Raw genomic sequence first — 24,245 nt, 5'->3', positions numbered from 1 at the left:
GAACGGGGCGAGGGGGGCGCACCTTTGCTCGGGCGGGCATGAAATTCCCTTCATCTCCCCGTTGCATTCCCGGAACAAATTCGCTCTGAGCGTGTCATAGAGCCGCCTGCCAACGCCACGTGCGTTTTTCCCCTAAATAGTCAAATAATATGACTAGTCGGAACCCATCTTCCGTGAAATAGTGCCTCCCGCCGCCTCAAAGGGTCGGCCTGCGGGTGCCATATTACCAACCGGCGCCCGAGATAACACCAGATGATTTCTTGGGAGACACGCCTGATGACCCTCAAAGCCCTCTTTGCGGCCAGTGCCACGGCCGCGTTGCTGCTCGCGCTGCCCGCCAACGCCGGCCAGCTCACCATCGGTTTTTCGCAGATCGGATCGGAATCCGGCTGGCGCGCGGCCGAAACCTCGGTCTCCAAGCAGGAGGCCAGCAAGCGCCAGGTCAACCTCAAGATCGCCGACGCGCAGCAGAAGCAGGAGAACCAGATCAAGGCGATCCGTTCCTTCATCGCGCAGAACGTCGATGCGATCTTCCTCGCGCCCGTCGTCTCGACCGGCTGGGACTCGGTGCTGAAGGAGGCCAAGGAGGCCAAGATCCCGGTCGTGCTGCTCGACCGCGACATCGATCCCTCCGGCAAGGAGCTCTATCTCACCGCCGTCACCTCCGACAGCGTGCATGAAGGCGCGGTCGCCGGCGACTGGCTCGCCAAGACCGTCGGCAGCAAGCCCTGCAACATCGTCGAGCTGCAAGGCACGGTCGGCGCCAGCGTCGCCACGAACCGCAAGAAGGGGTTCGACACCGCGATTGCCAAGCATGCGAACCTGAAGGTGGTGCGCAGCCAGACCGGCGACTTCACCCGCGCCAAAGGCAAGGAGGTGATGGAAAGCTTCATCAAGGCCGAAGGCGGCGGCAAGTCGATCTGCGCGGTCTACGCGCATAACGACGACATGATGGTCGGTGCGATCCAGGCGATGAAGGAGGCCGGTCTCAAGCCAGGCAAGGATGTCCTCACCGTCTCGATCGACGCGGTTCCTGATATCTTCAAGGCGATGGCCGCCGGCGAAGCCAATGCGACCGTCGAGCTGACGCCGAACATGGCGGGCCCGGCGCTCGATGTCGTCGCGGCCTTCAAGGAGAAGGGCACGGTTCCGCCGAAGTGGATCCAGACCGAGTCCAAGCTCTATACGGCCGCTGACGATCCGCAGAAGATCTACGACAGCAAGAAGGGCCTCGGGTACTGAGGCGGGCGTCGCCGGACCGCGCTTTGCGGTCCGGCACCCTCTTCGAAGCCGCTGCGCGAACGAATAGGCTGGGTGTCCGCAATGTCGGCGGGCGCCGGTGGGAGTGACGTCGCCATGGAGAACAGCCCCGATTCTGCTCCGCCTCTGTTGGAGGTGCGCGGGATCAGCAAGAGCTTCGGCGCTGTGCGCGCGCTGCAGGAGGTCGACTTCACGTTGCGCGCCGGCGAGATCCATGCGTTGCTCGGCGAGAACGGCGCCGGCAAGTCGACGCTGATCAAGGTCGTCACCGGAGTATTCCCGCGCGACGCCGGCATCGTCAGGATCGGTGGTGAAGAGATCGCGCCGCGCGCGGCCAAGGCCGCGCTGGCGGCGGGCATCGCCACCGTCTACCAGGAAGTCAATTTGCTGCCGAACCTCTCGGTGGCGCAAAACCTGTTCCTCGACCGCCAGCCGATGCGCTTCGGCATTGTGCGCGAATCTGACATGCGTCGCCGCGCCAAAGCGCTGCTGGCGGATTTCGGCCTGGATATCGACGTCGCCGCACTGCTCGGCAGCTATTCCGTCGCCATCCAGCACGTCACCGCGATCGCCCGCGCGGTCGACCTCTCGGCTCGCGTGCTGATCCTGGACGAGCCGACCGCGAGCCTCGACCGCCACGAGGTCGAGATTCTCTTCGGCATCATGCGCCAGCTCGCAAAGCGCGGTATCGGCATCGTCTTCGTCAGCCACTTCCTCGATCAGGTCTACGAGATCTCCGACCGCATCACGGTGCTGCGCAACGGCCGCCTGGTCGGCGAGCGCGAGACTGGTTCGCTGCCGCGGCTCGAGCTGATCCGGATGATGCTTGGTAGAGAGTTGGCGGAGACCACCAGTGCACGAGCCTCGGCAGGCGAGCACCGGGCACGCGAGGTCTGCGCCAGCTTCGAGAATTACGGCAAGGCCGGCTATGTCGCGCCGTTCAATCTGGAGCTGCGCCATGGCGAGGTCGTCGGCCTCGCAGGCCTGCTCGGCTCGGGCCGCACCGAGACGGCGCGACTGGTGTTCGGCGCCGAGCGCGCCGATGGCGGGCTGGCGAGGGTGGAGGGCGCGCCCGTGCGGCTCCAGTCGCCCCGCGACGGCGTGCGCCACGGCTTTGGCTATTGCCCGGAGGAGCGCAAGACCGACGGCATCGTCGCCGAGCTCACCGTGCGTGAGAACATCGTGCTCGCGCTCCAGGCCAAGCGCGGTCTGCACCGCCCGCTATCGCGCCGCGAGCAGGACGAGATCGCGCGCCGCTACGTCAAGATGCTCGACATTCGTCCTGCCGATCCCGAACGCCCCGTCGGCCTGTTGTCCGGAGGCAATCAGCAGAAGGTGTTGCTGGCGCGCTGGCTCGCGACCTCGCCGCGGCTCCTGGTGCTGGACGAGCCGACCCGCGGCATTGACGTCGGTGCGCATGCCGAGATCATCCGCCTGATCCGCGAGCTCTGCGATGACGGGCTTTCGCTGCTCGTGATCTCCTCCGAGCTCGACGAGATCGTGACCTATTCGGATCGCGTCGTGGTGCTGCGCGACCGCGCCCATGTCGAGGAGCTCGCGGGCGAAGCGATCGACGTCGGCAACATCCTCGCCGCTATCGCCGCCGACGGCGCGGCTGCAGCGCATGAGGCCCACGCATGACAGCGCTGTTGCCGCGCCGCGGCCTTGCCCAGATCCTGGCGCTGATCGTGATCCTCGCGGTCGATCGCGTGGTATCGCCGCAATTCTTCGACCTGCGCCTTCAGGACGGCCGGCTGTTCGGTAGCCTGATCGACGTGCTCAACCGCGGCACGCCGGTGGCGCTGCTCTCGCTTGGCATGGTGCTGGTGATCGCAACGCGCGGCATCGATTTGTCGGTCGGCGCGGTGATGGCCATTTGCGGCGCGATCGCCGCAAGCCTCGCCGACACCCATAGCCTCCCGGTGGTGCTGGCGGCCGCGCTTGGAGCGGGCCTTGCCTGCGGATTGTGGAACGGATTTCTCGTTGCGGTGCTCGGGATGCAGCCGATCGTGGCGACGCTGATCCTCATGGTGGCGGGGCGCGGCATCGCCCAGCTCATTACCGAAGGGCGCATCGTCACCTTCTCCTCGCCGGATCTGGTCTGGCTCGGCAATGGCGCGGTGCTTGGCCTGCCGGTCCCGGTCGCGATTGCGCTCGGCATGGTGATCCTGACCGGCGTCGTGGTCCGCGGTTCCGCGCTCGGGCTGCTGATCGAGGCGACCGGCGGCAATGCGCGGGCGAGCGAGCTTGCCGGCGTCGGTACGCGCGCTATGATCCTGGCGGTTTATGTCTGGTGCGGCGTCTGCGCCGCGCTTGCCGGCGTGATCGCGGCGGCCGACATTATGGGGGCGGATGCCAACAATGCCGGCCTCTGGCTCGAGCTCGATGCGATCCTGGCCGTGGTGATCGGCGGCACCTCGCTGTTTGGCGGCCGCTTCAGCCTCGTGCTCGCCGTGCTTGGCGCGCTGATCATCCAGACCATGAACACTGGAATTCTGCTGTCCGGCTATCCGCCGGAATTCAACTTGCTGGTCAAGGCAGTGGTGGTGCTCGCGGTGCTGCTGTTGCAATCACCGAAGCTGACCGGCTTTGCTGGCATCGTGGCGCGGCTGCGGAGGACCAAAGCATGAAAGGCCTGCCGCCCGTCCTGATCACGGCCATCGTGCTCGTCGCGGGCTTTGTGCTCTGCGCGGTGCAATTTCCCAACATCGCCTCGACCCGCGTGGTCGGCAATCTCCTCACCGACAACGCCTTCCTCGGCATCGTCGCGACCGGCATGACCTTCGTCATCATCTCCGGCGGCATCGATCTCTCCGTCGGGTCGGTGATCGGATTCACCACCGTCTTTGTCGCGCTGGCGATCGACCGCTGGGGCATGCCGCCGCTCGTCGCCTTCGTTGCCATCCTCGCGCTGTCGGCGGCCTTTGGCGCGGCGATGGGCGCGGTGATCCACGTCTTCGATCTGCCACCATTCATCGTGACGCTCGCCGGCATGTTCCTGGCGCGCGGCGCGAGCTTCCTGCTGTCCACCGAATCGGTGCCGATCACGGCACCGGTCTATTCGACGGTCTCTGACTTTGCGCTGCGGATGCCCGGCGGCGGGCGATTGACCGCGATAGCGATCATCATGCTCGTGATCGTCATCGGCGGAGCCTTGCTGCTGCATCTCACCCGGTTCGGCGCCAATGTCTATGCGCTCGGTGGCAGCCGGGCCGCCGCAAGCCTGATGGGCGTTGCTGTCGGCAAGATGACGGTCAAGATCTACATGCTGTCGAGCCTGCTGGCAGGGATCGCCGGCATCGTGTTTTCCTTTTATACCAGCGCCGGCTACTCGCTCTCCGCCGTCGGCGTCGAGCTCGACACCATCGCCGCCGTCGTGATCGGCGGTACGCTGCTCACGGGCGGGCAGGGCTCGGTGATTGGCACCTTCCTCGGCGTCCTGATCCAGGGCCTGATCCAGACCTACATTAATTTTGATGGTACGCTGTCGAGCTGGTGGACCAAGATCGCGACTGGCGTCTTGCTGTTTGCCTTCATCGCCTTGCAGCAGGGATTGGTCGCGCTCGCGCGCCGGCCGGTGAGGAAGAGCCTTGGAGCCGCGACATGACTTCGCGTATCGTCGTCATCCCGACGCGGCGGGCTCACTCCAACCATGCGGAGGTCGCCCGCTCGATCGGCGTCGACATCATCGCCGGTCGCTACGCAGAGGGGACGCGGCTGCCGGGGGATGCCGAGATGATCGCGATGTTCGGCGTGTCGCGGCCGGTGCTGCGGGAGAGCGTGAAGACCCTGGTCGCCAAAGGCTTGCTCACCACCAAGGCGCGGGTTGGCACCGTTGTGCGGGAGCGTGGCGCCTGGAACATGTTCGATGCCGACGTGCTGGCCTGGCATCTCGATGCCGGCATCGACAAGCGTTTCCTCAACGACCTCGCCGAGATTCGTCTTGCGGTCGAGCCGCGCGCGGCGATGCTGGCGGCCGCGCAGCGCTCGGAGGAAGATCTCGCCGAGCTTCGGCGAAGCATGGAGCGCATGCGGCACGAAGCTTCCGACTCGGTCGGCTTTGCCGATGCCGACCTCGCTCTTCACGTCGCCGTGGCGCGCGCCTCCGGCAATCTGTTCATGCGCTCGATCGGCCACGTCATCGAGGCCGCTCTGCGTGCCTCGTTCTTGCTCAGCGCCCCCGTGGAATCGGAGGACCGAGACACCGTGCTGCTTTGGCACCAGAAGATCGTCGATGCGATCGCAGCGGGCGATGCCGAGGCCGCCTCGGAGGCGATGGTCTTCGTCATTCACAACGGCATGCATCGCCACGAGGACGCCGTGATCGAGACCGCGCCGGCCGAGGCGTTGCCATCCGTGGAATCTGGAGAGAGATCGTGACCGAACTTCGCATCGCCATCGTTGGCTTTGGCAAGATCGCGCGCGACCAGCATGTCGGCGCGATCACTGCCGTGCCGGGCGCGACGCTGACCGCGGTCGCCAGCCGCAACGCCTCGCTGCCGGGACTGCCGCACTTCGCCACCATCGAGGAACTGCTGGAGAAAGGGCCTGATGTCGACGCGGTCTCGCTCTGCACGCCGCCGCAGGTGAGGCGCGCGCAGGCCGCCGCGGCGCTCAAAGCCGGCAAGCACGTGATGCTGGAGAAGCCGCCGGGGATCGGCGTTGCCGAGCTCGATCCGCTGATCGCGATGGCGGCGGAGGCACAGCGAACCTTGTTTGCGACCTGGCATTCGCGACATGCGCCGGCGGTCGAACCCGCGCGACAATGGCTCGCTGGGCGACGCATCACGTCGGTGCACATCGACTGGAAGGAAGACGTTCGCGTCTGGCATCCCGGGCAGGGCTGGATCTGGGAGCCGGGCGGCCTAGGCGTGTTCGACCCCGGCATCAACGCGCTGTCGATCCTGACCAGGATCCTGCCCAAGCCGGTGTTCGTCACAGCGGCAGACCTTGCCTTTCCCGCCAATTGCCAGGCGCCGATCGCGGCGAATCTGACGCTGACCGACATCGACGGCTTGCCCGTGACCGCCGAGTTCGACTTTCGCCAGACCGGGCCGCAGAGCTGGGATATCCTCGTCGAAACCGATCAGGGCCGGCTGATGCTGTCTGGTGGGGGCCGGCGCATGGCCGTCGACGGCAAGGTGCTTGCCGAGGCGCCCGATGAGGAATATCGCGGACTGTACCGGCGCTTCGTCGAGCTCACGGCGACGGGCGCAAGCGACGTCGACCTGACGCCGCTTCGTCTCGTCGCCGACGCCTTCCTGCTCGGCCGGCGTACCGTCGTCGAACCGTTTGTGGACTAGACATGGCTGGCTCAAAAATCGAAAGAGATGTCTTTGGGACGCTGCCGGACGGCCGCAACGTCGAGCGCATCGTGCTGCGCGGTGAGGGCGGGTTCGAGGCGCGGATCATCACCCATGGTGCGGTGCTGCAGGCGCTGATCGCGCCGGATGCCAAGGGCGGCCACGACGACGTCGTGCTCGGCCATGACGCATTCGCCGGCTATCTTGCCGAACGAAAATTCTTCGGCGCCACCGTCGGCCGCTACGCCAACCGCATCGCCAAGGGACAGTTTTCGCTCGATGGTGAGACGGTGCAGCTTGCCGTCAACAACGGGCCGAATGCGTTGCATGGTGGCCTCGACGGCTTCGATCGCAAGCTCTGGGACATTGCGGCGGTCGATGATGGCGCCAAGCCCGCGGTGACGCTGACCTATGTCAGCCCGCATGGGGAAGAGAACTATCCCGGCCGGCTCGACATTCGCCTGACCTATCGCATCACCGGGCCGACCGAGCTGTCGCTGAGCATGGAGGCGCGGACCGACCGGCCGACCATCGTCAACCTGACCAACCACAGCTTCTTCAATCTGGAAGGCGCGACGTCAGGGATGCCCATTCTCGACCACAAGCTGACGGTCGCCGCCGAGCATTTCCTCGCCATCGATCCCACCGCCATTCCGTTGCCGGAACCGCCGCGTAGCGTTGCCGGCACGCCATTCGACTTCCGCAGGGCAAGGCCCGTGGGCGAGCGCATCCGCGAGAATGACCAGCAATTGCAGAACGGCAGGGGCTACGACCACACCTACTGCCTCGCCCGGGATGGCAAGCTGGCGCTCGCCGCGCGGCTGGAGGCGCCGCGTTCGGGGCGGACCATGGAGCTGTTCACCGACCAGCCTGGCCTTCAGGTCTATTCCGGCAACTATCTCGACGGCACAATTTCGGGGAAGGGCGGCAAGCTCATCCGCCAGTCGGACGCCCTGTGCCTGGAGCCGCACATCTGGCCCGATGCGCCGAACCGGCCGGATTTTCCGAGCCCGCGCCTTGAGGCCGGCGAAGTCTACCGCCATCACACGGTCTATCGATTCGGAGTGAGGACGCCATGATGGAGCAGGTGCCGACCTCGGTTCTCTCGGATGATCCCTGCCATCTCGGCGAGGGGCCGACCTATGACGTAACCTCCGATACCGCCTGGTGGTTCGACATCCGCGAGGGACGGCTGTTCGAGGCGCGCCTCGGCAGTGGCAGCATCCGCGTCCATGCGCTCGGCCGGATGGCGAGCGCGCTCGGGCGCATCGATGCCGAACGGCAGTTGATCGTCGCCGAGGACGGGCTTTACATCCGCAAGCTCGCCGACGGCACGATGACGCTTTTGCTTCCGCTCGAAGCGGACAATCCCGCAACGCGCTCCAACGATTGCCGCGTGCACCAGTCCGGCACGTTCTGGATCGGGACCATGGGCAAGAAGGCCGAGCCGAAGGCCGGGGCGATCTACGCGCTCCATCGCGGCAAGATCTCGACGCTGTTTCCAGGCATCAGCATCCCCAATTCGATCTGCTTCTCGCCGGATGGCGCCACCGGCTATTTCACCGACACCCCGCGCGGCGTGCTCTACGCAGTCCCGCTCAATCCCGCGACCGGCCTGCCGCGCGGCGAGCCGGAGGTGCTATTGTGCCACACCGGCATCGGCGGCCTCGACGGGTCAGTGTGCGATGCCGACGGTAGGATCTGGAATGCCTGCTGGGGCGCGAGCCGTATCGATGTTTATTCTCCGCAAGGCGAGCGTCTGCGCTCGTTGAGCGTGCCGGCAAAGCAGGCGAGCTGCCCCGCTTTTGTCGGGCCCGATCTGTCGCGCCTCCTCGTCACGTCAGCCTGGCAGGATCTGGACGCGGCTGCACGCGCCGCCGATCCGCAAGCCGGTTGCACTTTTCTACTAGAGGCATCCGCGCGCGGTCGCGCGGAGCCCGATGTCAAGCTCGCATAGGAGACCCGAAAGCAGCCCACGACGACGTTCTCGACGACACGAAGAAACAATCTGACACCCAAGGGAGTAAAACATGCTGAAACTGAAGACGACATTCCTCGCGCTGGCGCTGGCCGGCGCTGCGTCCATGGCCGCAGGCGTCACCGCGTCCGCCCAGGACAAGGCGACCGTCGGCATCGCCATGCCGACCAAATCGTCGGCGCGCTGGATCGACGACGGCAACAACATGGTCAAGGTGTTGAAGGAGCGCGGCTACAACACTGACCTGCAATATGCCGAAGACGACATCCCGAACCAGCTCTCGCAGGTCGAGAACATGGTGACCAAGGGAGCGAAAGCGCTGGTGATCGCCGCGATCGACGGCACCACACTGTCCGACGTGCTCAAGCAGGCCAAGGCCAAAGGCATCACCGTGATCGCCTATGACCGCCTGATCCGCGGCACGCCGAACGTCGACTATTACGCGACCTTCGACAATTTCCAGGTCGGCGTGCTCCAGGCGCAATCGATCGAACAAGGCCTCGGCCTGAAGGACGGCAAGGGCCCGTTCAACATCGAGCTGTTCGGCGGCTCGCCCGACGACAACAACGCCTACTTCTTCTACAACGGCGCCATGAGCGTGCTGAAGCCCTACATCGACAGCGGCAAGCTCGTCGTCGCCTCGGGCCAGATGGGCATGGACAAGGTCGCGACCCTGCGCTGGGACGGCGCCACCGCCCAGGCCCGCATGGACAATTTGCTCAGCGCCTACTACGGCAACAAGAAGATCAACGCCGTGCTGTCGCCCTATGACGGCATCTCGATCGGCATCATTTCCTCACTGAAGGGCGTCGGCTATGGCAGCGCCGATCAGCGGATGCCGATCATTTCGGGTCAGGATGCCGAGGTGCCCTCGATCAAGGCGATGCTGCGCGGCGACCAATATTCGACCATCTTCAAGGACACCCGCGACCTCGCCAAGGTGACCGCCGACATGGTCGACGCCGCGCTCGCCGGCAAGCAGGTCACGGTCAACGACACCAAGACCTACGAGAACGGCGTCAAGACGGTGCCGTCCTATCTGCTCAAGCCGGTCGTGGTCTACAAGGATAATTGGGAGAAGGTCCTGGTCGACAGCGGCTACTACAAGAAGTCGCAGTTCCAGTAGATTTTTTGCTCTGTCATTCCGGGGCGATGCGAAGCATCGAACCCGGAATCTCGAGGTTCCGGGTTCGCCTACGGGCGCCCCGGAACGACGACGATTTAAGGACGCGATGCCATGACCGCCATGCTGGAGATGCGCAACGTCAGCAAGAGCTTTGCCGGTGTGCAGGCGCTGCGCGACGTTAACTTTTCGGTTCACGCCGGGCAGATCCACGCGCTCGTCGGTGAGAACGGCGCCGGCAAGTCGACGCTGATGAAGGTGCTGAGCGGTGTCTACCCCCACGGCAGCTATGAGGGCACCATCATCTTCGAGGGCGAGGAGCGGCGCTTTCGCGACATCAACGATTCCGAGGCGCTCGGCATCATCATCATCCACCAGGAACTGGCGCTGATCCCGCTGATGTCGATCGCGGAAAACATCTTCCTGTCGCATCCGCCGTCGAAGCTCGGCGTGATCGACCGCGACGAGGTCTACCGGCGCACGCGTGAGCTGTTGGCGCAGGTCGGCCTGAAGGAATCCCCTGACACACTGATCACCGATCTCGGCGTCGGCAAGCAGCAACTGGTCGAGATCGCCAAGGCACTGTCCAAGCGGGTGCGGATGCTGATTCTGGACGAGCCGACCGCCAGCCTCAACGAGGCCGACAGCGCCGCGTTGCTCGAACGGCTGATGACGTTTCGCGAGCAGGGCATCGGCTCGATCCTGATCTCGCACAAGCTCAACGAGGTCGCCAAGGTCGCCGACCACATCACGGTGCTGCGCGATGGGCGCACCGTCGACAGCATCGACTGCCGTGCCGAGCCGATCCAGGAAGACCGCATCATCCGCAGCATGGTCAACCGCGATATGGCTCACCGTTTCCCGGAGCGTAGCGCGAAGGTCGGCGAGCCCGTGCTCGACGTCGCGAACTGGTCGGTCTATCACCCCATCCATCCCGAGCGGCAGGTGATCAAGAACGTCAATTTCAGCGTCAAGCGCGGCGAGGTCGTCGGTATCGCCGGATTGATGGGCGCCGGCCGCACCGAATTCGCCATGAGCCTGTTCGGCCGCTCCTGGGGCACCACGATCAGCGGCTCGCTCCGGCTCGAAGGCAGGGAGATGGTGCTGCCGAGCGTCGCGGCCGCGATCGACGCCGGCCTTGCCTATGTCACCGAGGATCGCAAGCAACTCGGCCTGATCCTCGTCGACGACGTCCGCAAGAACATTACGCTGGCTAGCCTCGACCAGGTCGCCCCAGGCCGGGTGATCGACGACATCGCCGAGCTGAAGGTCGCAAGCGACTATCGCACCCGCATGCGGATCCGCTGCTCCGACGTCTACCAGGAGACCGGCCAGCTCTCCGGCGGCAACCAGCAGAAGGTGGTGCTGTCGAAATGGCTGATGACCGACCCCAAGGTCCTGATCCTGGACGAGCCGACGCGGGGCATCGACGTCGGTGCCAAATACGAGATCTACTGTATCATCAACGAACTGGCGGAAGCCGGCCGCGGCGTCGTGGTGATCTCCTCGGAGATGCCCGAGCTGCTCGGCATCTGCGATCGCATCTGCGTCATGAACGACGGCGCGTTCGTCGGCGAGTTCAAGGGCGCTGATGCGACACAGGAAAAGATCATGCGCGCCATCATGCGCAATGAAAGAAACATTGGGAACGCCGCGCCCGCGGCGGCGGAGATGGGAGGAATGCAGCCATGACCGACAAGACGGTATCGCTGCCCGAAGAACGCCGGCACGGCAGCTTCATCAAGAACAATTTGCGCAACTACGGCATGCTGATGTCGTTGATCGCGATCATGCTGTTCTTCCAGGTCATGACCAGCGGCACGCTGCTGCAGCCGCTCAACCTGACGAACCTGGTGCTGCAGAACAGCTACATCGTCATCATGGCGCTCGGCATGCTGCTGGTGATCGTCACCGGCCACATCGATCTGTCGGTCGGCTCGGTCGCCGGCTTCGTCGGCGCGGTGGCCGCCGTTCTGATGGTGACGTACAAGGTCGACTATACGCTTGCCTTCATCGCCTGCCTGTTGCTGGGCGCGGCGATCGGCGCGGCGCAGGGCTATTGGGTGGCCTTTTTCGGCATTCCATCCTTCATCGTCACGCTGGCGGGCATGCTGGTGTTCAAGGGGCTCGCGCTCGCGGTGCTGCAGGGACAGTCACTCGGCCCGTTTCCGGCGACGTTCCAGAAGCTGTCCTCCGGCTTCATTCCGGAGCTTCTGCCCGAGGCTGGCACGCTGCATCCGACCTCCATGCTGATCGGTGCCGTGCTCGCGCTCGGGCTGGTCTATGCCAGCGCCAAGGGCCGCTCGCGCGAGCAATCGCATGGCATTGAGGTCGAGCCTTATGCGTTCTTCCTGGGCAAGAGCGTTCTGCTCGCCTGCGCCGTGCTCTATTTCACCTATCTGATCGCCTCGCATCGCGGTTTGCCGAACGTGCTGGTCATCATGACGGCTTTGATCGCACTTTACGGCTTCGTCACGCGGCGGACCGTGATCGGCCGGCAGGTCTACGCGGTGGGCGGCAATGCGAAAGCGGCAAAACTATCGGGCATCAAGACGGAGCGGCTGACCTTCTTCACCTTCGTCAACATGGGCGTGCTCGCCGCGCTCGCCGGCCTCGTCTTCGCCGCGCGTCTCAACACCGCGACCCCGAAGGCCGGCCTCGGCTTCGAGCTCGACGTCATCGCCGCCTGCTTCATCGGCGGCGCTTCGGCTTATGGCGGCGTGGGTCGGGTCGGGGGAGCCGTGGTCGGCGCCATGATCATGGGCGTGATGAACAACGGCATGTCCATCCTCGGCATCGGCATCGATTACCAGCAGGTCATCAAGGGCCTGGTGCTGCTGGGGGCGGTGTGCATCGATGTCTATAACCAGCGGCGGTGAGACCGTCGTAGCCCGGATGGAGCGGAGCGCAATCCGGGTTCTGTCCGCTCGGCGAGACTTCCCGCATTCCGCTGCGCTCCATGCGGGCTACGGTCCAAACCGTCGACCGCTACTGCGTCGTGAACAGCTCAAGACTGCAGCACCGGTACCAATCCGTAGCGCAGCATTGTCTCCTTCATCTTTGCCGGATCGGGTGTACCGGCGGCTAGGAGGGTCGCCATTTCCTTGAAATATTGCGGACCAAGCGCGCCGGGGGTGAGTATGCACAGACAGGTCGCCGGCCGGGGCGAACGATTTGTGAAGCCGTGCACCACGCCGCGTTTGATGAACGCGGTTTCGCCCGGCGCCACGTCGACGTCCGTTCCGTCGATCCGCCAGGTCGAGATACCGCTCAGTCCATAGATCGTTTCGTCCCAGCGATCGTGATAGTGAGGGATGGGCATGCGCGCGTTCGGCTGGAGGGTCATCTCGAACAGATCGAGACTGCCGGCGGTATCGTCCTTGCTCCGCAGAAAGGTCAGCTGCAGCGCACCAAGATTGATGATCTCAGGCATGGCGAACTCATCGGGTCGTGTGCGGTAGCGAACCTTACCGCGTTACGGCAATGCGCCAAAGCGCTCTGTTGGCGGAATGGGCTGCGACGCTTTCGCACCCGACGATTATTGCGTCGTCAAGAGCACCACGGCGATGGCAACCGAGAGGCTCACCGCAGAAACCGTTGCGACCGTCGATAGCACCCCCATTCGCCGGAGCGCGATCGCGAACGCGATGATGATGGGGGTCGCGGTCATCGGCCCGATTTGTGCATCGCTCATCGCATCGCTCGCCATTTTGCGGAACCGCCGGATGCAGCCAACCTATGACGGCGGGACAGGTGGAACGTTGCGATAGCGCAAACGCGCCTCCGGCCGGTTGCAATATTTGTGCGACGACAAGTCGGAATCGCCATCGGGTGAGGCCCGGCCCATGTTCGACTTCATCACTACGAGGGCCGCTTCGCGGTCGAGGACACCCGCAAGTCGGTCCAGGAGGAGCGCTGGCTCGGCATCGCCGCCTTCGGCGTCACGGTGGACGCAACCGCGCAACCCTACTTTCCGACCCTGTTCGGCCGTGGCGGCTATGCCATCGTCGGCAATATCAAGCGGCTGCCCGCGGCAATGCCGGCGATCTACCGGCAGGTCGCGCACTGACGGCGGAAATCCCGAGGCTGACGGATTTGGGGTGAGCTATTGCTCATCAATTGGGTATATGATCGAATAGCTGGATGGACCACGGCCGGTCAAGACCCGATCTGATCATCTTCGATTGCGACGGCGTGCTCGTCGACAGCGAGCTGTTGAGCTGCCGGTGCCTGTCCGAGGTTCTCTCCGAGTTCGGCATCACGCTCAGCGTAGAGCAGGCGCTCGAGCTCTTCCTCGGGCGCAGCACCAAGGCAGTCGAGCAGCATTATCATGATCTCGGACAGGCCGTGCCGGACGGCTTTCTGCCGCGCTTGAAGTCGCAGGTGCTGACGACGTTCGCAGCGTCGCTTCAGCCGGTCCCCGGCATTGCGGGCGTGATGTCCGATTTGTCCGTGCCGTTTTGCGTGGCCTCATCCAGCGACTTTGACCGCGTCGCGCTCTCTCTCGGCGTCACCGGACTGCGGGCACATTTCGGGAATCGGATCTACACCGCGCAAATGGTCAGGCACGGCAAGCCTGCGCCCGATCTCTTTCTCCTCGCGGCGGAGAAGATGGGGGTGCAACCTGCGCGCACCCTGGTGATCGAGGACAGCGTCAGCGGCGTGGAGGCGGGCAAGGCGGCCGGCATGACCGTCTGGGGATTTGTCGGCGGCAGCCATTATCGCGGACGCGACGGCCGCGCTATATTGTCCGGCGCGGGGGCCGACCGGGTGTTCGCGCGCATGATCGATTTCTGGGAGGCGTGAGGCCGTATGGCCGGCGAGAACGACAGATCGCGACTCGACGATGCCGCCCGCGCTGGCTGGCTCTATTTCATTGCCGGTCACACCCAGGACGAGATCGCAAGGATGCTCCAGGTCTCGCGCGCCTCGGCGCAGCGGCTGGTCTCGCTGTGCCTCGCCGAGCGCCTCATCACCTTCCGGCTCGAGCATCCGATCGCCGCCTGCATGGAATTGGCGGCGCGCCTGAAGGAACGCTTTGATCTCGTCCATTGCGAGGTGGTGCCGGCCGACGCTGCTGCGCCGCAGGCCACTGCGGGCATTGCCGAGCGTTGCGCCAATCTGCTCGATTCGACGCTGCGTTCGGAGACGCCCGTGATCGTCGCGCTCGGCACGGGCCGGGCGGTGCGCGCCGCGGTCGAGCGCGTCACGCCGATCGACCGGCCTAACCACCAGATCGTCTCCCTGGTCGGCAATATCTCCGCCGACGGCTCGGCGAGCTTCTACGACACCGTCGGCCGGCTCGCAGACCGCACCGGCGCGCGGCATTATCCGATGCCGCTGCCGTTCCTGATGTCGTCCGAGGACGAGCGCAACAAGATGGTCCGCATCGAGCCGATCGCCAAGGTGAAGGCGGTCGCGGCCAAGGCGGATCTGCGGCTCGTCGGCATCGGCCAGATGGACCAGAAGGCGCAGGTTCACATCGACGGCTTCGTGACCCGCGACGAATTGTTCGAGATGATGCGGCTGGGCGCCATCGGCGAGATCACCGGCTGGGCCTATGATTCCAAGGGACGTCTGCTCAAGTCCGGCACCAACAAGCGCCTGACTAGCATCCCGCCGGAAGTGCCGGCGAAGACCACGACGATCGGTGCCGCGGTGGGCGCGGCCAAGGTGGTGGCGATCGCGGCGGCGCTGAGCGGGGGGCTGATCAACGGGTTGATCACCGACGAGACGACGGCAAAGGCGATCCTGGAGCGGTAGGGGTAAGACGGCGCCCCAATGGTGCTGCGCTCCTCTCCCGCTTGCGGACCCCGCTTGCGGGAGAGGGTTGGGGAGAGGGTCTGTCCGTTGGCAAGACTCCCCAAGAGGAGATAGCCCTCACCCGTATCGCATCTTCAATGCGATACGACCTCTCCCGCAAGCGGGAGAGGTGGAGCAAGCCGTTGGCGCCGGTTTCGAACAACTGCCGCCACTCCGCAGCGCCCGCATCCATCCCCTCCCGCACCGCAGCACTCATAAGTTGCGCAAATGCCCGCGCGCCTGCTTGACAACCGCCATTCCTCCGTTGAACATACGCCCAACGCGTGGGCATATGCTCAAAACGCGAGTTGAGGGAGGTCACCGTGAAACATGTCCTGGGCGCCGTCTGCGGCGCGTCTGCACTTTTGCTGGCCGTCCCCGCGATGGCCGAAACGACCCTGACGATCGCCACCGTCAACAATGGCGACATGATCCGCATGCAGGGGCTGACGGCCGAATTCACCAAGAAGAACCCCGACATTTCGGTGAAATGGGTGACGCTCGAGGAGAACGTGCTGCGCCAGCGCGTCACCACCGACATTGCGACCAAGGGCGGTCAGTTCGACGTGCTCACCATCGGCACCTATGAGGTGCCGATCTGGGCCAAGAAGGGCTGGCTGGTACCGCTCGCCAATCTCGGCGGCGATTACGACGTCGCCGACCTCCTGCCCAAGATCAAGGATGCGGTCTCCGTCGACGGCAAGCTCTATGCCGCGCCGTTCTATGGCGAGAGCTCGATGGTGATGTATCGCACCGATTTGTTCGAGAAGGCCGGCCTGAAGATGCCGGAGAAGCCGACCTGGGATTTCGTGATCGATGCGGCCAAGAAGCTGACCGACAAGAGCGCCGGCACCTACGGCATTTGCCTGCGCGGCAAGGCCGGCTGGGGCGAGAACATGGCGTTCCTCTCGGCGATGGCCAATTCCTACGGCGCGCGCTGGTTCGACGAGAAGTGGCAGCCGCAGTTCAACACGCCGGAATGGAAGACGACGCTGACGACTTACGTCAATCTGATGAAGGAGGCCGGCCCTCCCGGCGCGAGCTCCAACGGCTTCAACGAGAATCTGGCACTGTTCAATGCCGGCAAGTGCGCGATGTGGATCGACGCCACAGTGGCGGCATCCTTCGTCACCAACCCGAAGGACTCCAAGGTCGCCGACAAGGTCGGCTTCGCGCTGGCGCCCAACACCGGGCTCGGCAAGAACGCCAACTGGCTGTGGGCCTGGAATCTGGCCATCCCCGCCGGCTCCAAGAAGACGGAAGCGGCCGAGAAGTTCATCGCCTGGGCGACGAGCAAGGACTACACCAAGCTCGTCGCGTCGAAGGAGGGCTGGGCCAACGTGCCGCCGGGCACGCGGACCTCGCTCTACCAGAACCCCGACTATCTGAAGGTCGCCCCGTTCGCGAAGCTGACGCTGGCTTCGATCGACGCGGCCGATCCGAACAAGCCGACGGTGAAGCCGGTGCCTTACGTCGGTGTGCAATACGCCGCGATCCCCGAATTCCAGGGCATCGGCACCCAGGTCGGTCAGCAATTCTCGGCCGCGCTAGCGGGATCGATGACGGTCGATGCCGCGCTCACCGCGGCGCAATCGGCGACCGAACGCGAGATGAAGCGCGCCGGCTACATCAAGTGAACCCGAGCTCTGCCTCCTGAGCTCCGACTTGCGGCCATCCAAAGTCATGGATGGCCGCCTTCTTCCCGCCAGCGGAGAAGCGTTGATGGCAACCCGGCAGACGCAGTTCCTTGCGCGCTCGCTCCTGACGCCGGCCGTCGGGCTGCTGTTCATCTGGATGATCGTTCCGCTGGCGCTGACGATCTATTTCTCCACGCTGCATTACAGCCTGCTCGATCCCGGCTCGGAGTCGTTCGTGGGTCTGGAGAACTTCCGCTACTTCCTCACCGATCCCGCGTTCCTCGCTTCGCTCCAGAACACGCTGGTGCTGGTCGGCTCGGTGCTCGCGCTGACCATCCTGCTCGGTATTCCGCTGGCGCTGTTGATGGATCAGCCGGTGATCGGACGCAATTTCGTGCGGCTGATGGTGATTGCGCCGTTTTTCGTGATGCCGACGGTCAGCGCGCTGGTCTGGAAGAACCTGCTGATGCACCCGGTGTCCGGCCTGTTCGCCTGGCTGGCCGCTCTGTTCGGCCTGACGCCGATCGACTGGTTCAACGATGTGCCGCTGTTTGCGGTGATCCTGATCGTGACCTGGCAATGGCTGCCATTCGCGACGCTGATCCTGCTGACGGCGCTGCAATCGCTCGACGAGGAGCAGAAGGAGGCCGCCGAGATGGACGGCGCCAGCGCCGTGTCGACCTTCATCTACATCACGCTGCCGCATCTCGCGCGGCCCATCACGGTGGTGATCCTGATCGAGACCATCTTCCTGCTCACCGTGTTCGCCGAGATTTTCGTCACGACCGGCGGCGGGCCGGGCCTGCAGACCACCAACATCGCCTTCCTGATCTATTCGCAGGCGCTGATCCAATTCGACGTCGGCAGCGCCTCCGCAGGCGGCCTCGTCGCGGTGGTGATTGCCAACATCGTCGCCTTCTTCCTGGTCCGCATCGTCGGCCGCAATCTGGAGGCGTGACACATGGCACGGATGGCGACGACGCGGCGGGTGGTGGTCTCGACGATCGGGGCGTGGTTCTTCGGCTTCCTGATCTTCTTCCCGATCCTGTGGATGATGCTGGCGAGCTTCAAGACCGAGCTCGAGGCTTTCGCCATCCCGCCATCGTTCCTGTTCTTCCACTGGACCACGGAGAACTACGCGACCGTGCAGGAGCGCAGCGACTATGTCCACCACGCGATGAATTCGATCATCATCGCCGGCGGCTCGACGCTGATTGCGCTGTTGATCGCCATTCCGGCGGCCTGGTCGATGGCGTTCTCGCCGACCAAGCGCACCAAGGACATCCTGCTCTGGATGCTCTCGACCAAGATGATGCCGCCGGTCGGCGTGCTGGTGCCGATCTACCTGATCTACAAGAGCTTCGGTCTGCTCGATTCCCGCATCGGCCTCGTCTTCATCCTCTGCCTCGGAAATCTGCCGATCGTGATCTGGATGCTCTTCACTTATTTCAAGGAAATCCCGCGCGACATCCTCGAAGCTGCGCGCATGGACGGCGCCACCATCGGCCGCGAGCTGGTCTACGTGCTGACGCCCATGGCGATCCCGGGGCTGGCCTCGACGCTGCTGCTCAATTTGATCCTCGCCTGGAACGAGGCGTTCTGGACGCTCAATTTGTCCACCTCGAACGCTGCGCCGCTCACCACGTTCATCGCTTCGTATTCCAGCCCGGAAGGGCTGTTCTGGGCAAAATTGTCGGCGGCCTCGACGCTGGCGATCGCGCCCATTCTCGTCCTCGGTTGGTTCAGCCAGAAGCAGCTCGTGCGCGGGCTCACTTTCGGCGCGGTGAAGTAGAGGGGCTGCCGGATCATGGGTCAGATCACACTTCAGGGCGTGCAAAAATCCTTCGGCCCCGTGCACATCATCAAGGGCGCCGACCTCGATATCGCTGACGGCTCCTTCGTGGTCTTCGTCGGCCCCTCCGGCTGCGGCAAGACCACGCTCTTGCGATTGATCGCGGGGCTAGAGGACGTCACCGGCGGCAGCATCCTGATCGACGGCAAGAACGTCGTCGACACGCCGCCCGCCAAGCGCGGCCTGTCGATGGTGTTCCAGTCTTACGCGCTCTATCCGCATATGAGCGTGCGCGGCAATATCGGCTTCGGCCTGAAGATGGCGGGCCTTGCCAAGGACGAGATCAACCGCAAGGTCGAGGCGGCCGCAGCGACGCTCAACCTCACGCCTTATCTTGATCGCAAGCCGCGCGAGCTATCCGGCGGCCAGCGCCAGCGTGTGGCGATCGGCCGCGCCATCGTGCGCGAGCCCAAGGCGTTCCTGTTCGATGAACCGTTGTCCAACCTCGATGCCGCGCTACGTGTGCAGATGCGCATCGAGGTGACCAGGCTGCAGAAGCAGCTCGGCACCACCGCGATCTATGTCACCCACGACCAAGTCGAGGCCATGACCATGGCCGACAAGATCGTCGTGCTCAATGGCGGCAAGATCGAGCAATATGGGTCGCCGCTGGAACTCTACGAGCGGCCCGCCAACCTCTTCGTCGCTGGCTTCATCGGCTCGCCCAAGATGAATTTCGTCACTGGAGAGCTCGCCAAACAGCAAGGCGCGGCGACGATCGGCGTGCGACCGGAGCATCTGAAGATCGAGTGCGAGGGCGCCAGCGGCTGGCCGGGAACCATCGCCGTCGCCGAGCATCTCGGCAGTGACACCTTTCTCTATGTCGATGCCGGCGCGCTCGGCATGCTGACGGCGCGCTATATCGGGGAATTGAGCCTGCATGCCGGCGACCGCGTGTCGCTGCTGCCGGACCCCGCGCGCATCCATCGCTTCGACGAGGGCGGCAACGCGCTTCGAGGCTGACAAGAAACGGCAAGAAGACGGCAAGAAACGGAAAGACCATCATGTACCTGGAAAAATTCAAGCTGAGCGGCAAGACCGCGTTCATCACCGGCGGCGGGCAGGGCATTGGGCTGGCCTGCGCCGAAGCGCTGGCTGAGGCCGGCGCCAGGGTCATCATCGGCGACCGCGACAGCAAGGTCGCCGACAGCGCGAAAGCCAGCCTGAAGGCGAAGGGCTTTGACATCGAGACCGCGATCATGGACGTCACCGACACCAAGCGCGTGGCGGAGGTCGCGAACGATCTCGTCGCCCGTCACGGCAAGGTCGACATTCTCGTCAACAATGCCGGCATTGCTCGCAGCGAAACCCCCGCCGAGACGGTCACCGATGAGCACTGGCTGAACGTCATCGACGTCAACCTCAACGGCACCTTCTGGTGCTGCCGCGAATTCGGCAAGCACATGCTCAAGGCCAAGAGCGGCGCCATCGTCAATGTCGGCTCGATGTCCGGCTTCATCGTCAACAAGCCGCAGGAGCAGTGTTTCTACAACGCTTCCAAGGCCGGTGTGCATCATCTGACCAAATCGCTGGCTGCCGAATGGGGCGCGCGCGGCATCCGCGTCAATGCGGTGGCGCCGACCTATATCGAGACGCCGCTCAACGCTTTCGTGAAGAGCAACGCCAAGATGTACGACGCCTGGATCGGTGGAACCCCGATGGCGCGGATGGGGCAGGTCGAGGAGATCGCCTCCGTCGTGCTGTTCCTGAGCTCGGAAGCCGCGAGCCTGATGACCGGCAGCATCGTGCTGGTGGATGGCGGCTACACTTGCTGGTAGGCTTGCGTCAAAACTGACGAAGCTGGAGCGACAATGCCGCGAGCGTATATCGGCGTCGACGTGGGGACCACGAGCACGCGGGCAGGGGTGTTTGACGAGGCCGGGACTCTGCTCGCGACCGCGCGGCACCCGATCAGGATCTGGCACGAGGCCGGCGACATCGTCGAGCAGTCATCCCAGGACATCTGGGACGCCTGCACGACCTCGGTGCGGGCGGCGATGGCGGAAGCAGCCATCGCGCCCGACAGCGTCGGCGGCATCGGCTTTGACGCCACCTGTTCGCTGGTTGTCCTCGATAAGCAGGGCGGGCCACTCACCGTCAGCGTGTCCGGCGACAAGCAGCGTAATGTCATCGTCTGGATGGATCATCGTGCCATCGCCGAGGCGCGGCTGATCAACGAGACCGAGGATGCCGTGTTGCGCTATGTCGGCGGCTCGATCTCGCCCGAGATGGAGATGCCGAAGCTGCTATGGCTGAAGCGGCACCTTCGCGGGAGCTTTGACGGCGCCGGCCACTTCTTTGATCTCTCGGATTATCTGACTTGGCGTGCGACGGGTTCGCTGCAGCGCTCGACCTGCACCGTCACCTGCAAATGGAACTATCTCGCCCATGACGGCGGCGGCTGGAGCGCGCAATTCTTCAAACGCATCGGCCTGTCGGATTTCGTCAACGAGAAATATGTTCGCGTCGGCACCGAGATCGTCGCCCCCGGCACGCGGCTCGGCACGGGTCTCACCCGCGCGGCCGCGGCCGAGCTTGGCCTGTCGCCGGGCATACCGGTCGGTGCCTCGCTGATCGACGCCCATGCCGGCGGCATCGGCGCGATTGGCGGACGCGACGGTGGGGGCGGGGCGAGCGATGTCTGCGACCGGCTCGCCTACATCATGGGAACGTCGGCCTGCATCATGGCAACGACGAAGGACCCGTGCTTCGTGCCGGGCGTGTGGGGACCTTATTATTCCGGCATGGTTCCGGACTTCTGGCTCAACGAGGGCGGCCAGTCTGCCGCGGGCGCGGCGATCGACCATCTCCTCAAGTCGCATCCGGGCCATGCCGAGGCGAGCGCGGCGGCACGCAGCGAGGGCGTCGACCTCATCGACTTCCTTGAGCGTCGCATCATCGCGCGTGCCGGCGATGCCAGTCGTGCCGCGCTGCTCGCCCGGGATATCCATGTGCTTCCTGAGTTCATCGGCAACCGCTCGCCCTACGCAGACCCCGATACGCGCGCGGTGATCGCGGGGCTTGATCTCGACACTGATATCGCCTCGATGGAGCGGCTGTTCGTCGCCGGCCTGTGTGGGCTGGCCTATGGACTTGCCGAGGTGATCGAGGCCTTTGCCGCGCATGGCGTGCGCTCCAGCATCATGATCATGGGCGGCGGCGCCAGTCGCAGTCCGCTGGCACGGCAGATCATGGCCGACACGACAGGGCTCACCGTTGCGCTGCCGCAGACGAAGGAACCGGTGCTGCTCGGTGCTGCGATGTTAGGCGCGGTGGCCGGCGGTGCCTATGCCTCGATCGGCGAGACCATGGCAAAAATGTCGGCGCTGGGACGCAAGAGCGAACCGACCGCGCCTGACATGGCGGCGTTTCACACGCGCAAGCGCGAGGTCTACAAGCTGCTGCGCGAAGTCGATCGCGGCAGCCGCGCGGCGATGCGCGACATCGCGAGAGGTTGAAGACATGCTGATTGCCTGCGGCGATGCGCTGATCGATTTCGTCCCGACGCGAAACGCCGAGGGGCGCGAGGCAGTGATGCCTGCGGTCGGCGGATCGTGCCTGAACGTTGCGATCGGCATGGCGCGGCTCGGCGCGCCGACCGGGTTCGTCGGCGGCATCTCGACCGATCTGTTCGGGCAGATGATCGCCGATCACGCCGCAGCCTCCGACGTCGACCTCAGCCTCGCCACCCGCAGCGACCTTCAGACCACGCTCGCCTTTGTCCGCATCGTCGCGGGCGAGTCGCATTATGCCTTCTACGATGCCGAGACCGCGACGCGAAACTGGGCCTACCGGCGCGGGTCCCTTCCCTTCGATACGGTTGAGGCCGTTCATGTCGGCTCGACCACGCTCGTCAACGACCAGGGCGCCGCCGAGACCAAAGCGCTGATCGCGGATGCGCGATCCTCCTCGACGATCTCCTTCGATCCGAACTGCCGGCCCAATCTGGTCAAGGACAAGCCGGCCTATCTGGCGCGCATGGCCGAGTTCGCCGGCAGCGCCGATCTCATCAAGATGTCGGACGTGGACTTCGCCTACCTCTTCGGCGACGAGCGTTACGAGCAGCGAGCGAGCGCGCTGCTGGGGCAGGGTGCGAGCCTCGTCGTCATCACCCGCGGCAACAACGGCGCAATCGCGTGGCACGCGGGGGCAGGAGCGATCGAGGTCACCTCGCCCCAGGTCGAGGTCGCCGACACCATCGGCGCCGGCGACAGCTTTCAGGCGGCGCTGCTGTTCGCCCTGCACAAGCAGGGAAGGCTCACCCGGCCGCAGCTGAAGACCATCAGTGCCGATGAGCTCCGCCGCGCGCTGTCCTTTGCCGCCAATTGCGCCGGCCTGACCTGCACCCGCCCGGGGGCAGATCCGCCGTGGAGCCGCGAGGTCACCTGGTCCTTGTAGTCCCTCACAGCGGCGCGACGGCCTTCTCGGCGCATTTGAGGAAAGTTCGGATCAGCGGACTCTGAGAATCCCGCCGCCAGCAGACTGCGATATCGATGGAATCGGTGGCGTCGCGCAGCGGCCTGAACACGATGCCGCGTGGCGCGCCGAGCTGCGCGCAAGCTGGCAGGATGGCGAGACCTTCACCGGCCAGAACCAGGCTCATCGCCGAATGCACCGTCTCCACCCGGCTCGCAATCGGCATCACGATTTGATGCCGCCGCAGCAAGGCCGCGACCGCGGAGGAGGCGGGGTCGTGGTCTGGCCACGGCAGCGCGATCAGCGGGCGGCCCTGCAATTTCGCCATCGGCACCGCGCCGAGGCGGGCGAGCGGTGAGCGGATCGGCATCGCCAGCATGAACGGCTCCGCGCCGATCCGCGCCACCTGGATCTCAGGGTGATGGATCGCCGGCATGCACAGCGCGACCGTGACGCTGCGGTCGAGCAGCCGCGCCTCGCGGGTCGAGGCGCTAAGCTCGGCGAAGTCGAGGTCGACGCCGGGAATCGAGCGGCGCAGCTCGGGGATCAGGCGCGGCAGCACCGCATTGGCCAACACGAACATGTAGCCGACCGACAGCCGGCCGCGCTTGCCGGCGGCGACCGCGCGCGCGGCTTCGGCGCCGTCAGCAGCCAGTGCCAGCGCCTCGCTCGCGCGCGCCAGGAGCGCTTGGCCAGCCTCGGTCAGGTCCATGCCACGGGTGCCGCGGCGGAACAGCGGCGCGCCGATCTCGGCTTCCAGCTTGCGAATCTGGACGGAAAGCGGCGGCTGCGCCATCCGCAGCCGCTCGGCGGCCTTGCCGACGCTGCGCGCCTCGGCGACGGCGACAAAATAGCGGAGCCGGCGAAGATCCAT

The 24,245-nt window shown here is 65.0% G+C and carries 23 protein-coding genes and 1 pseudogene; 21 read left to right on the top strand and 3 right to left on the bottom strand.

From position 1 onward, the window contains the following. The first annotated feature begins 276 nt into the window (after positions 1-276). The 11 genes from ytfQ to mmsB all read left to right on the top strand — a co-directional run bounded on the left by ytfQ (position 277) and on the right by mmsB (position 12,543). On the top strand, positions 277-1,242 hold the full coding sequence (ytfQ, locus tag IVA79_RS23975) for a galactofuranose ABC transporter, galactofuranose-binding protein YtfQ (protein WP_247557458.1): 966 nt from the start codon (positions 277-279) through the stop codon (positions 1,240-1,242). 114 nt (positions 1,243-1,356) lie between these two features. Then, the gene (locus tag IVA79_RS23970) at positions 1,357-2,901 is read left to right on the top strand and encodes a sugar ABC transporter ATP-binding protein (RefSeq protein WP_247557454.1); all 1,545 of its coding nucleotides are present in this window, start codon (positions 1,357-1,359) and stop codon (positions 2,899-2,901) included. Continuing rightward, complete coding sequence (locus tag IVA79_RS23965; RefSeq protein WP_247557451.1) at positions 2,898-3,890, top strand: ABC transporter permease; 993 nt, start codon at positions 2,898-2,900, stop codon at positions 3,888-3,890. Before IVA79_RS23970 ends, IVA79_RS23965 begins: the two co-directional genes overlap by 4 nt. After that, positions 3,887-4,867, top strand: a complete 981-nt coding sequence (gene yjfF / locus IVA79_RS23960) for a galactofuranose ABC transporter, permease protein YjfF (RefSeq protein WP_247557449.1) — start codon at positions 3,887-3,889, stop codon at positions 4,865-4,867. The genes IVA79_RS23965 and yjfF overlap by 4 nt, the downstream gene beginning before the upstream one ends. Further along, complete coding sequence (locus IVA79_RS23955; protein WP_247557443.1) at positions 4,864-5,640, top strand: FadR/GntR family transcriptional regulator; 777 nt, start codon at positions 4,864-4,866, stop codon at positions 5,638-5,640. Before yjfF ends, IVA79_RS23955 begins: the two co-directional genes overlap by 4 nt. Next, a complete protein-coding gene (locus IVA79_RS23950; RefSeq protein WP_247557440.1) occupies positions 5,637-6,563 on the top strand; it encodes a Gfo/Idh/MocA family oxidoreductase in 927 nt (308 codons plus the stop codon). The genes IVA79_RS23955 and IVA79_RS23950 overlap by 4 nt, the downstream gene beginning before the upstream one ends. 2 nt (positions 6,564-6,565) lie before the next feature. After that, positions 6,566-7,642 carry an aldose epimerase family protein gene (locus IVA79_RS23945; protein ID WP_247557438.1) on the top strand — a complete coding sequence of 359 codons (1,077 nt, stop codon included), beginning with the start codon at positions 6,566-6,568 and terminating at the stop codon, positions 7,640-7,642. Next, positions 7,642-8,520, top strand: coding sequence for an SMP-30/gluconolactonase/LRE family protein (locus IVA79_RS23940; RefSeq protein WP_247557590.1), 879 nt, complete (start codon positions 7,642-7,644; stop codon positions 8,518-8,520). Before IVA79_RS23945 ends, IVA79_RS23940 begins: the two co-directional genes overlap by 1 nt. 73 nt (positions 8,521-8,593) lie before the next feature. Next, positions 8,594-9,667 (top strand): multiple monosaccharide ABC transporter substrate-binding protein, encoded by a 1,074-nt coding sequence (chvE, locus tag IVA79_RS23935; RefSeq protein WP_247557435.1) that lies wholly within the window; start codon positions 8,594-8,596, stop codon positions 9,665-9,667. Between the two features lie 111 nt (positions 9,668-9,778). Continuing rightward, positions 9,779-11,356 (top strand): multiple monosaccharide ABC transporter ATP-binding protein, encoded by a 1,578-nt coding sequence (gene mmsA / locus IVA79_RS23930; RefSeq protein ID WP_247557432.1) that lies wholly within the window; start codon positions 9,779-9,781, stop codon positions 11,354-11,356. After that, positions 11,353-12,543: a multiple monosaccharide ABC transporter permease gene (mmsB, locus tag IVA79_RS23925; RefSeq protein WP_247557429.1), complete on the top strand. Its 1,191-nt coding sequence runs from the start codon at positions 11,353-11,355 to the stop codon at positions 12,541-12,543. Before mmsA ends, mmsB begins: the two co-directional genes overlap by 4 nt. 128 nt (positions 12,544-12,671) lie before the next feature. Here mmsB and IVA79_RS23920 read toward each other — a convergent pair whose 3' ends face one another. Both IVA79_RS23920 and IVA79_RS23915 read right to left on the bottom strand, forming a co-directional pair. Then, positions 12,672-13,097, bottom strand: coding sequence for a cupin domain-containing protein (locus IVA79_RS23920; RefSeq protein WP_247557426.1), 426 nt, complete (start codon positions 13,095-13,097; stop codon positions 12,672-12,674). Between the two features lie 105 nt (positions 13,098-13,202). Further along, positions 13,203-13,358 (bottom strand): hypothetical protein, encoded by a 156-nt coding sequence (locus IVA79_RS23915; protein WP_247557423.1) that lies wholly within the window; start codon positions 13,356-13,358, stop codon positions 13,203-13,205. Between the two features lie 111 nt (positions 13,359-13,469). Here IVA79_RS23915 and IVA79_RS37045 point away from each other — a divergent pair. The 10 genes and pseudogenes from IVA79_RS37045 to IVA79_RS23870 form a co-directional block, all read left to right on the top strand. After that, positions 13,470-13,733 (top strand): annotated as a pseudogene (locus tag IVA79_RS37045) (hypothetical protein); the annotation flags it as partial. A gap of 74 nt (positions 13,734-13,807) precedes the next feature. Further along, positions 13,808-14,470 carry an HAD family hydrolase gene (locus IVA79_RS23910; protein ID WP_247557420.1) on the top strand — a complete coding sequence of 221 codons (663 nt, stop codon included), beginning with the start codon at positions 13,808-13,810 and terminating at the stop codon, positions 14,468-14,470. A 6-nt stretch (positions 14,471-14,476) separates the two neighbouring features. Then, entirely contained in the window at positions 14,477-15,427 is a 951-nt protein-coding gene (locus tag IVA79_RS23905; RefSeq protein WP_247557418.1) for a sugar-binding domain-containing protein, read from the top strand. Between the two features lie 362 nt (positions 15,428-15,789). Next, on the top strand, positions 15,790-17,103 hold the full coding sequence (locus IVA79_RS23900; RefSeq protein WP_247557415.1) for a sugar ABC transporter substrate-binding protein: 1,314 nt from the start codon (positions 15,790-15,792) through the stop codon (positions 17,101-17,103). Positions 17,104-17,188: 85 nt separating this feature from the next. Then, a complete protein-coding gene (locus tag IVA79_RS23895; protein WP_247557412.1) occupies positions 17,189-18,061 on the top strand; it encodes a sugar ABC transporter permease in 873 nt (290 codons plus the stop codon). Between the two features lie 3 nt (positions 18,062-18,064). Continuing rightward, positions 18,065-18,895 carry a carbohydrate ABC transporter permease gene (locus tag IVA79_RS23890; protein ID WP_247557409.1) on the top strand — a complete coding sequence of 277 codons (831 nt, stop codon included), beginning with the start codon at positions 18,065-18,067 and terminating at the stop codon, positions 18,893-18,895. A gap of 15 nt (positions 18,896-18,910) precedes the next feature. Next, on the top strand, positions 18,911-19,918 hold the full coding sequence (locus tag IVA79_RS23885; protein ID WP_247557406.1) for an ABC transporter ATP-binding protein: 1,008 nt from the start codon (positions 18,911-18,913) through the stop codon (positions 19,916-19,918). A gap of 41 nt (positions 19,919-19,959) precedes the next feature. Then, a complete protein-coding gene (locus IVA79_RS23880; protein ID WP_247557402.1) occupies positions 19,960-20,733 on the top strand; it encodes an SDR family oxidoreductase in 774 nt (257 codons plus the stop codon). A 33-nt stretch (positions 20,734-20,766) separates the two neighbouring features. After that, complete coding sequence (locus tag IVA79_RS23875; protein WP_247557399.1) at positions 20,767-22,413, top strand: FGGY-family carbohydrate kinase; 1,647 nt, start codon at positions 20,767-20,769, stop codon at positions 22,411-22,413. A gap of 4 nt (positions 22,414-22,417) precedes the next feature. Beyond that, positions 22,418-23,353, top strand: a complete 936-nt coding sequence (locus tag IVA79_RS23870) for a carbohydrate kinase (RefSeq protein ID WP_247557396.1) — start codon at positions 22,418-22,420, stop codon at positions 23,351-23,353. A 4-nt stretch (positions 23,354-23,357) separates the two neighbouring features. Here IVA79_RS23870 and IVA79_RS23865 read toward each other — a convergent pair whose 3' ends face one another. Beyond that, entirely contained in the window at positions 23,358-24,245 is an 888-nt protein-coding gene (locus IVA79_RS23865) for a LysR substrate-binding domain-containing protein (protein ID WP_247557394.1), read from the bottom strand.

This window comes from Bradyrhizobium sp. 138, from assembly GCF_023074075.1.
Classification (GTDB): domain Bacteria; phylum Pseudomonadota; class Alphaproteobacteria; order Rhizobiales; family Xanthobacteraceae; genus Bradyrhizobium.
Note: the sequence above shows the minus strand (reverse complement) of the source record. Positions and strands in the feature narration are given on the sequence as shown.

Excerpts from the sequence above, each read along its gene's own strand:
- ytfQ (WP_247557458.1), top strand. The coding sequence starts at position 277 with ATGACCCTCAAAGCCCTCTTTGCGGCCAGTGCCACGGCCGCGTTGCTG.
- IVA79_RS23970 (WP_247557454.1), top strand. The coding sequence starts at position 1,357 with ATGGAGAACAGCCCCGATTCTGCTCCGCCTCTGTTGGAGGTGCGCGGG.
- IVA79_RS23965 (WP_247557451.1), top strand. The coding sequence starts at position 2,898 with ATGACAGCGCTGTTGCCGCGCCGCGGCCTTGCCCAGATCCTGGCGCTG.
- yjfF (WP_247557449.1), top strand. The coding sequence starts at position 3,887 with ATGAAAGGCCTGCCGCCCGTCCTGATCACGGCCATCGTGCTCGTCGCG.
- IVA79_RS23955 (WP_247557443.1), top strand. The coding sequence starts at position 4,864 with ATGACTTCGCGTATCGTCGTCATCCCGACGCGGCGGGCTCACTCCAAC.
- IVA79_RS23945 (WP_247557438.1), top strand. The coding sequence starts at position 6,566 with ATGGCTGGCTCAAAAATCGAAAGAGATGTCTTTGGGACGCTGCCGGAC.
- IVA79_RS23940 (WP_247557590.1), top strand. The coding sequence starts at position 7,642 with ATGGAGCAGGTGCCGACCTCGGTTCTCTCGGATGATCCCTGCCATCTC.
- chvE (WP_247557435.1), top strand. The coding sequence starts at position 8,594 with ATGCTGAAACTGAAGACGACATTCCTCGCGCTGGCGCTGGCCGGCGCT.
- mmsA (WP_247557432.1), top strand. The coding sequence starts at position 9,779 with ATGACCGCCATGCTGGAGATGCGCAACGTCAGCAAGAGCTTTGCCGGT.
- mmsB (WP_247557429.1), top strand. The coding sequence starts at position 11,353 with ATGACCGACAAGACGGTATCGCTGCCCGAAGAACGCCGGCACGGCAGC.
- IVA79_RS23920 (WP_247557426.1), bottom strand. The coding sequence starts at position 13,097 with ATGCCTGAGATCATCAATCTTGGTGCGCTGCAGCTGACCTTTCTGCGG.
- IVA79_RS23915 (WP_247557423.1), bottom strand. The coding sequence starts at position 13,358 with ATGAGCGATGCACAAATCGGGCCGATGACCGCGACCCCCATCATCATC.
- IVA79_RS23910 (WP_247557420.1), top strand. The coding sequence starts at position 13,808 with ATGGACCACGGCCGGTCAAGACCCGATCTGATCATCTTCGATTGCGAC.
- IVA79_RS23905 (WP_247557418.1), top strand. The coding sequence starts at position 14,477 with ATGGCCGGCGAGAACGACAGATCGCGACTCGACGATGCCGCCCGCGCT.
- IVA79_RS23895 (WP_247557412.1), top strand. The coding sequence starts at position 17,189 with ATGGCAACCCGGCAGACGCAGTTCCTTGCGCGCTCGCTCCTGACGCCG.
- IVA79_RS23890 (WP_247557409.1), top strand. The coding sequence starts at position 18,065 with ATGGCACGGATGGCGACGACGCGGCGGGTGGTGGTCTCGACGATCGGG.
- IVA79_RS23885 (WP_247557406.1), top strand. The coding sequence starts at position 18,911 with ATGGGTCAGATCACACTTCAGGGCGTGCAAAAATCCTTCGGCCCCGTG.
- IVA79_RS23880 (WP_247557402.1), top strand. The coding sequence starts at position 19,960 with ATGTACCTGGAAAAATTCAAGCTGAGCGGCAAGACCGCGTTCATCACC.
- IVA79_RS23875 (WP_247557399.1), top strand. The coding sequence starts at position 20,767 with ATGCCGCGAGCGTATATCGGCGTCGACGTGGGGACCACGAGCACGCGG.
- IVA79_RS23870 (WP_247557396.1), top strand. The coding sequence starts at position 22,418 with ATGCTGATTGCCTGCGGCGATGCGCTGATCGATTTCGTCCCGACGCGA.
- IVA79_RS23865 (WP_247557394.1), bottom strand. The coding sequence starts at position 24,245 with ATGGATCTTCGCCGGCTCCGCTATTTTGTCGCCGTCGCCGAGGCGCGC.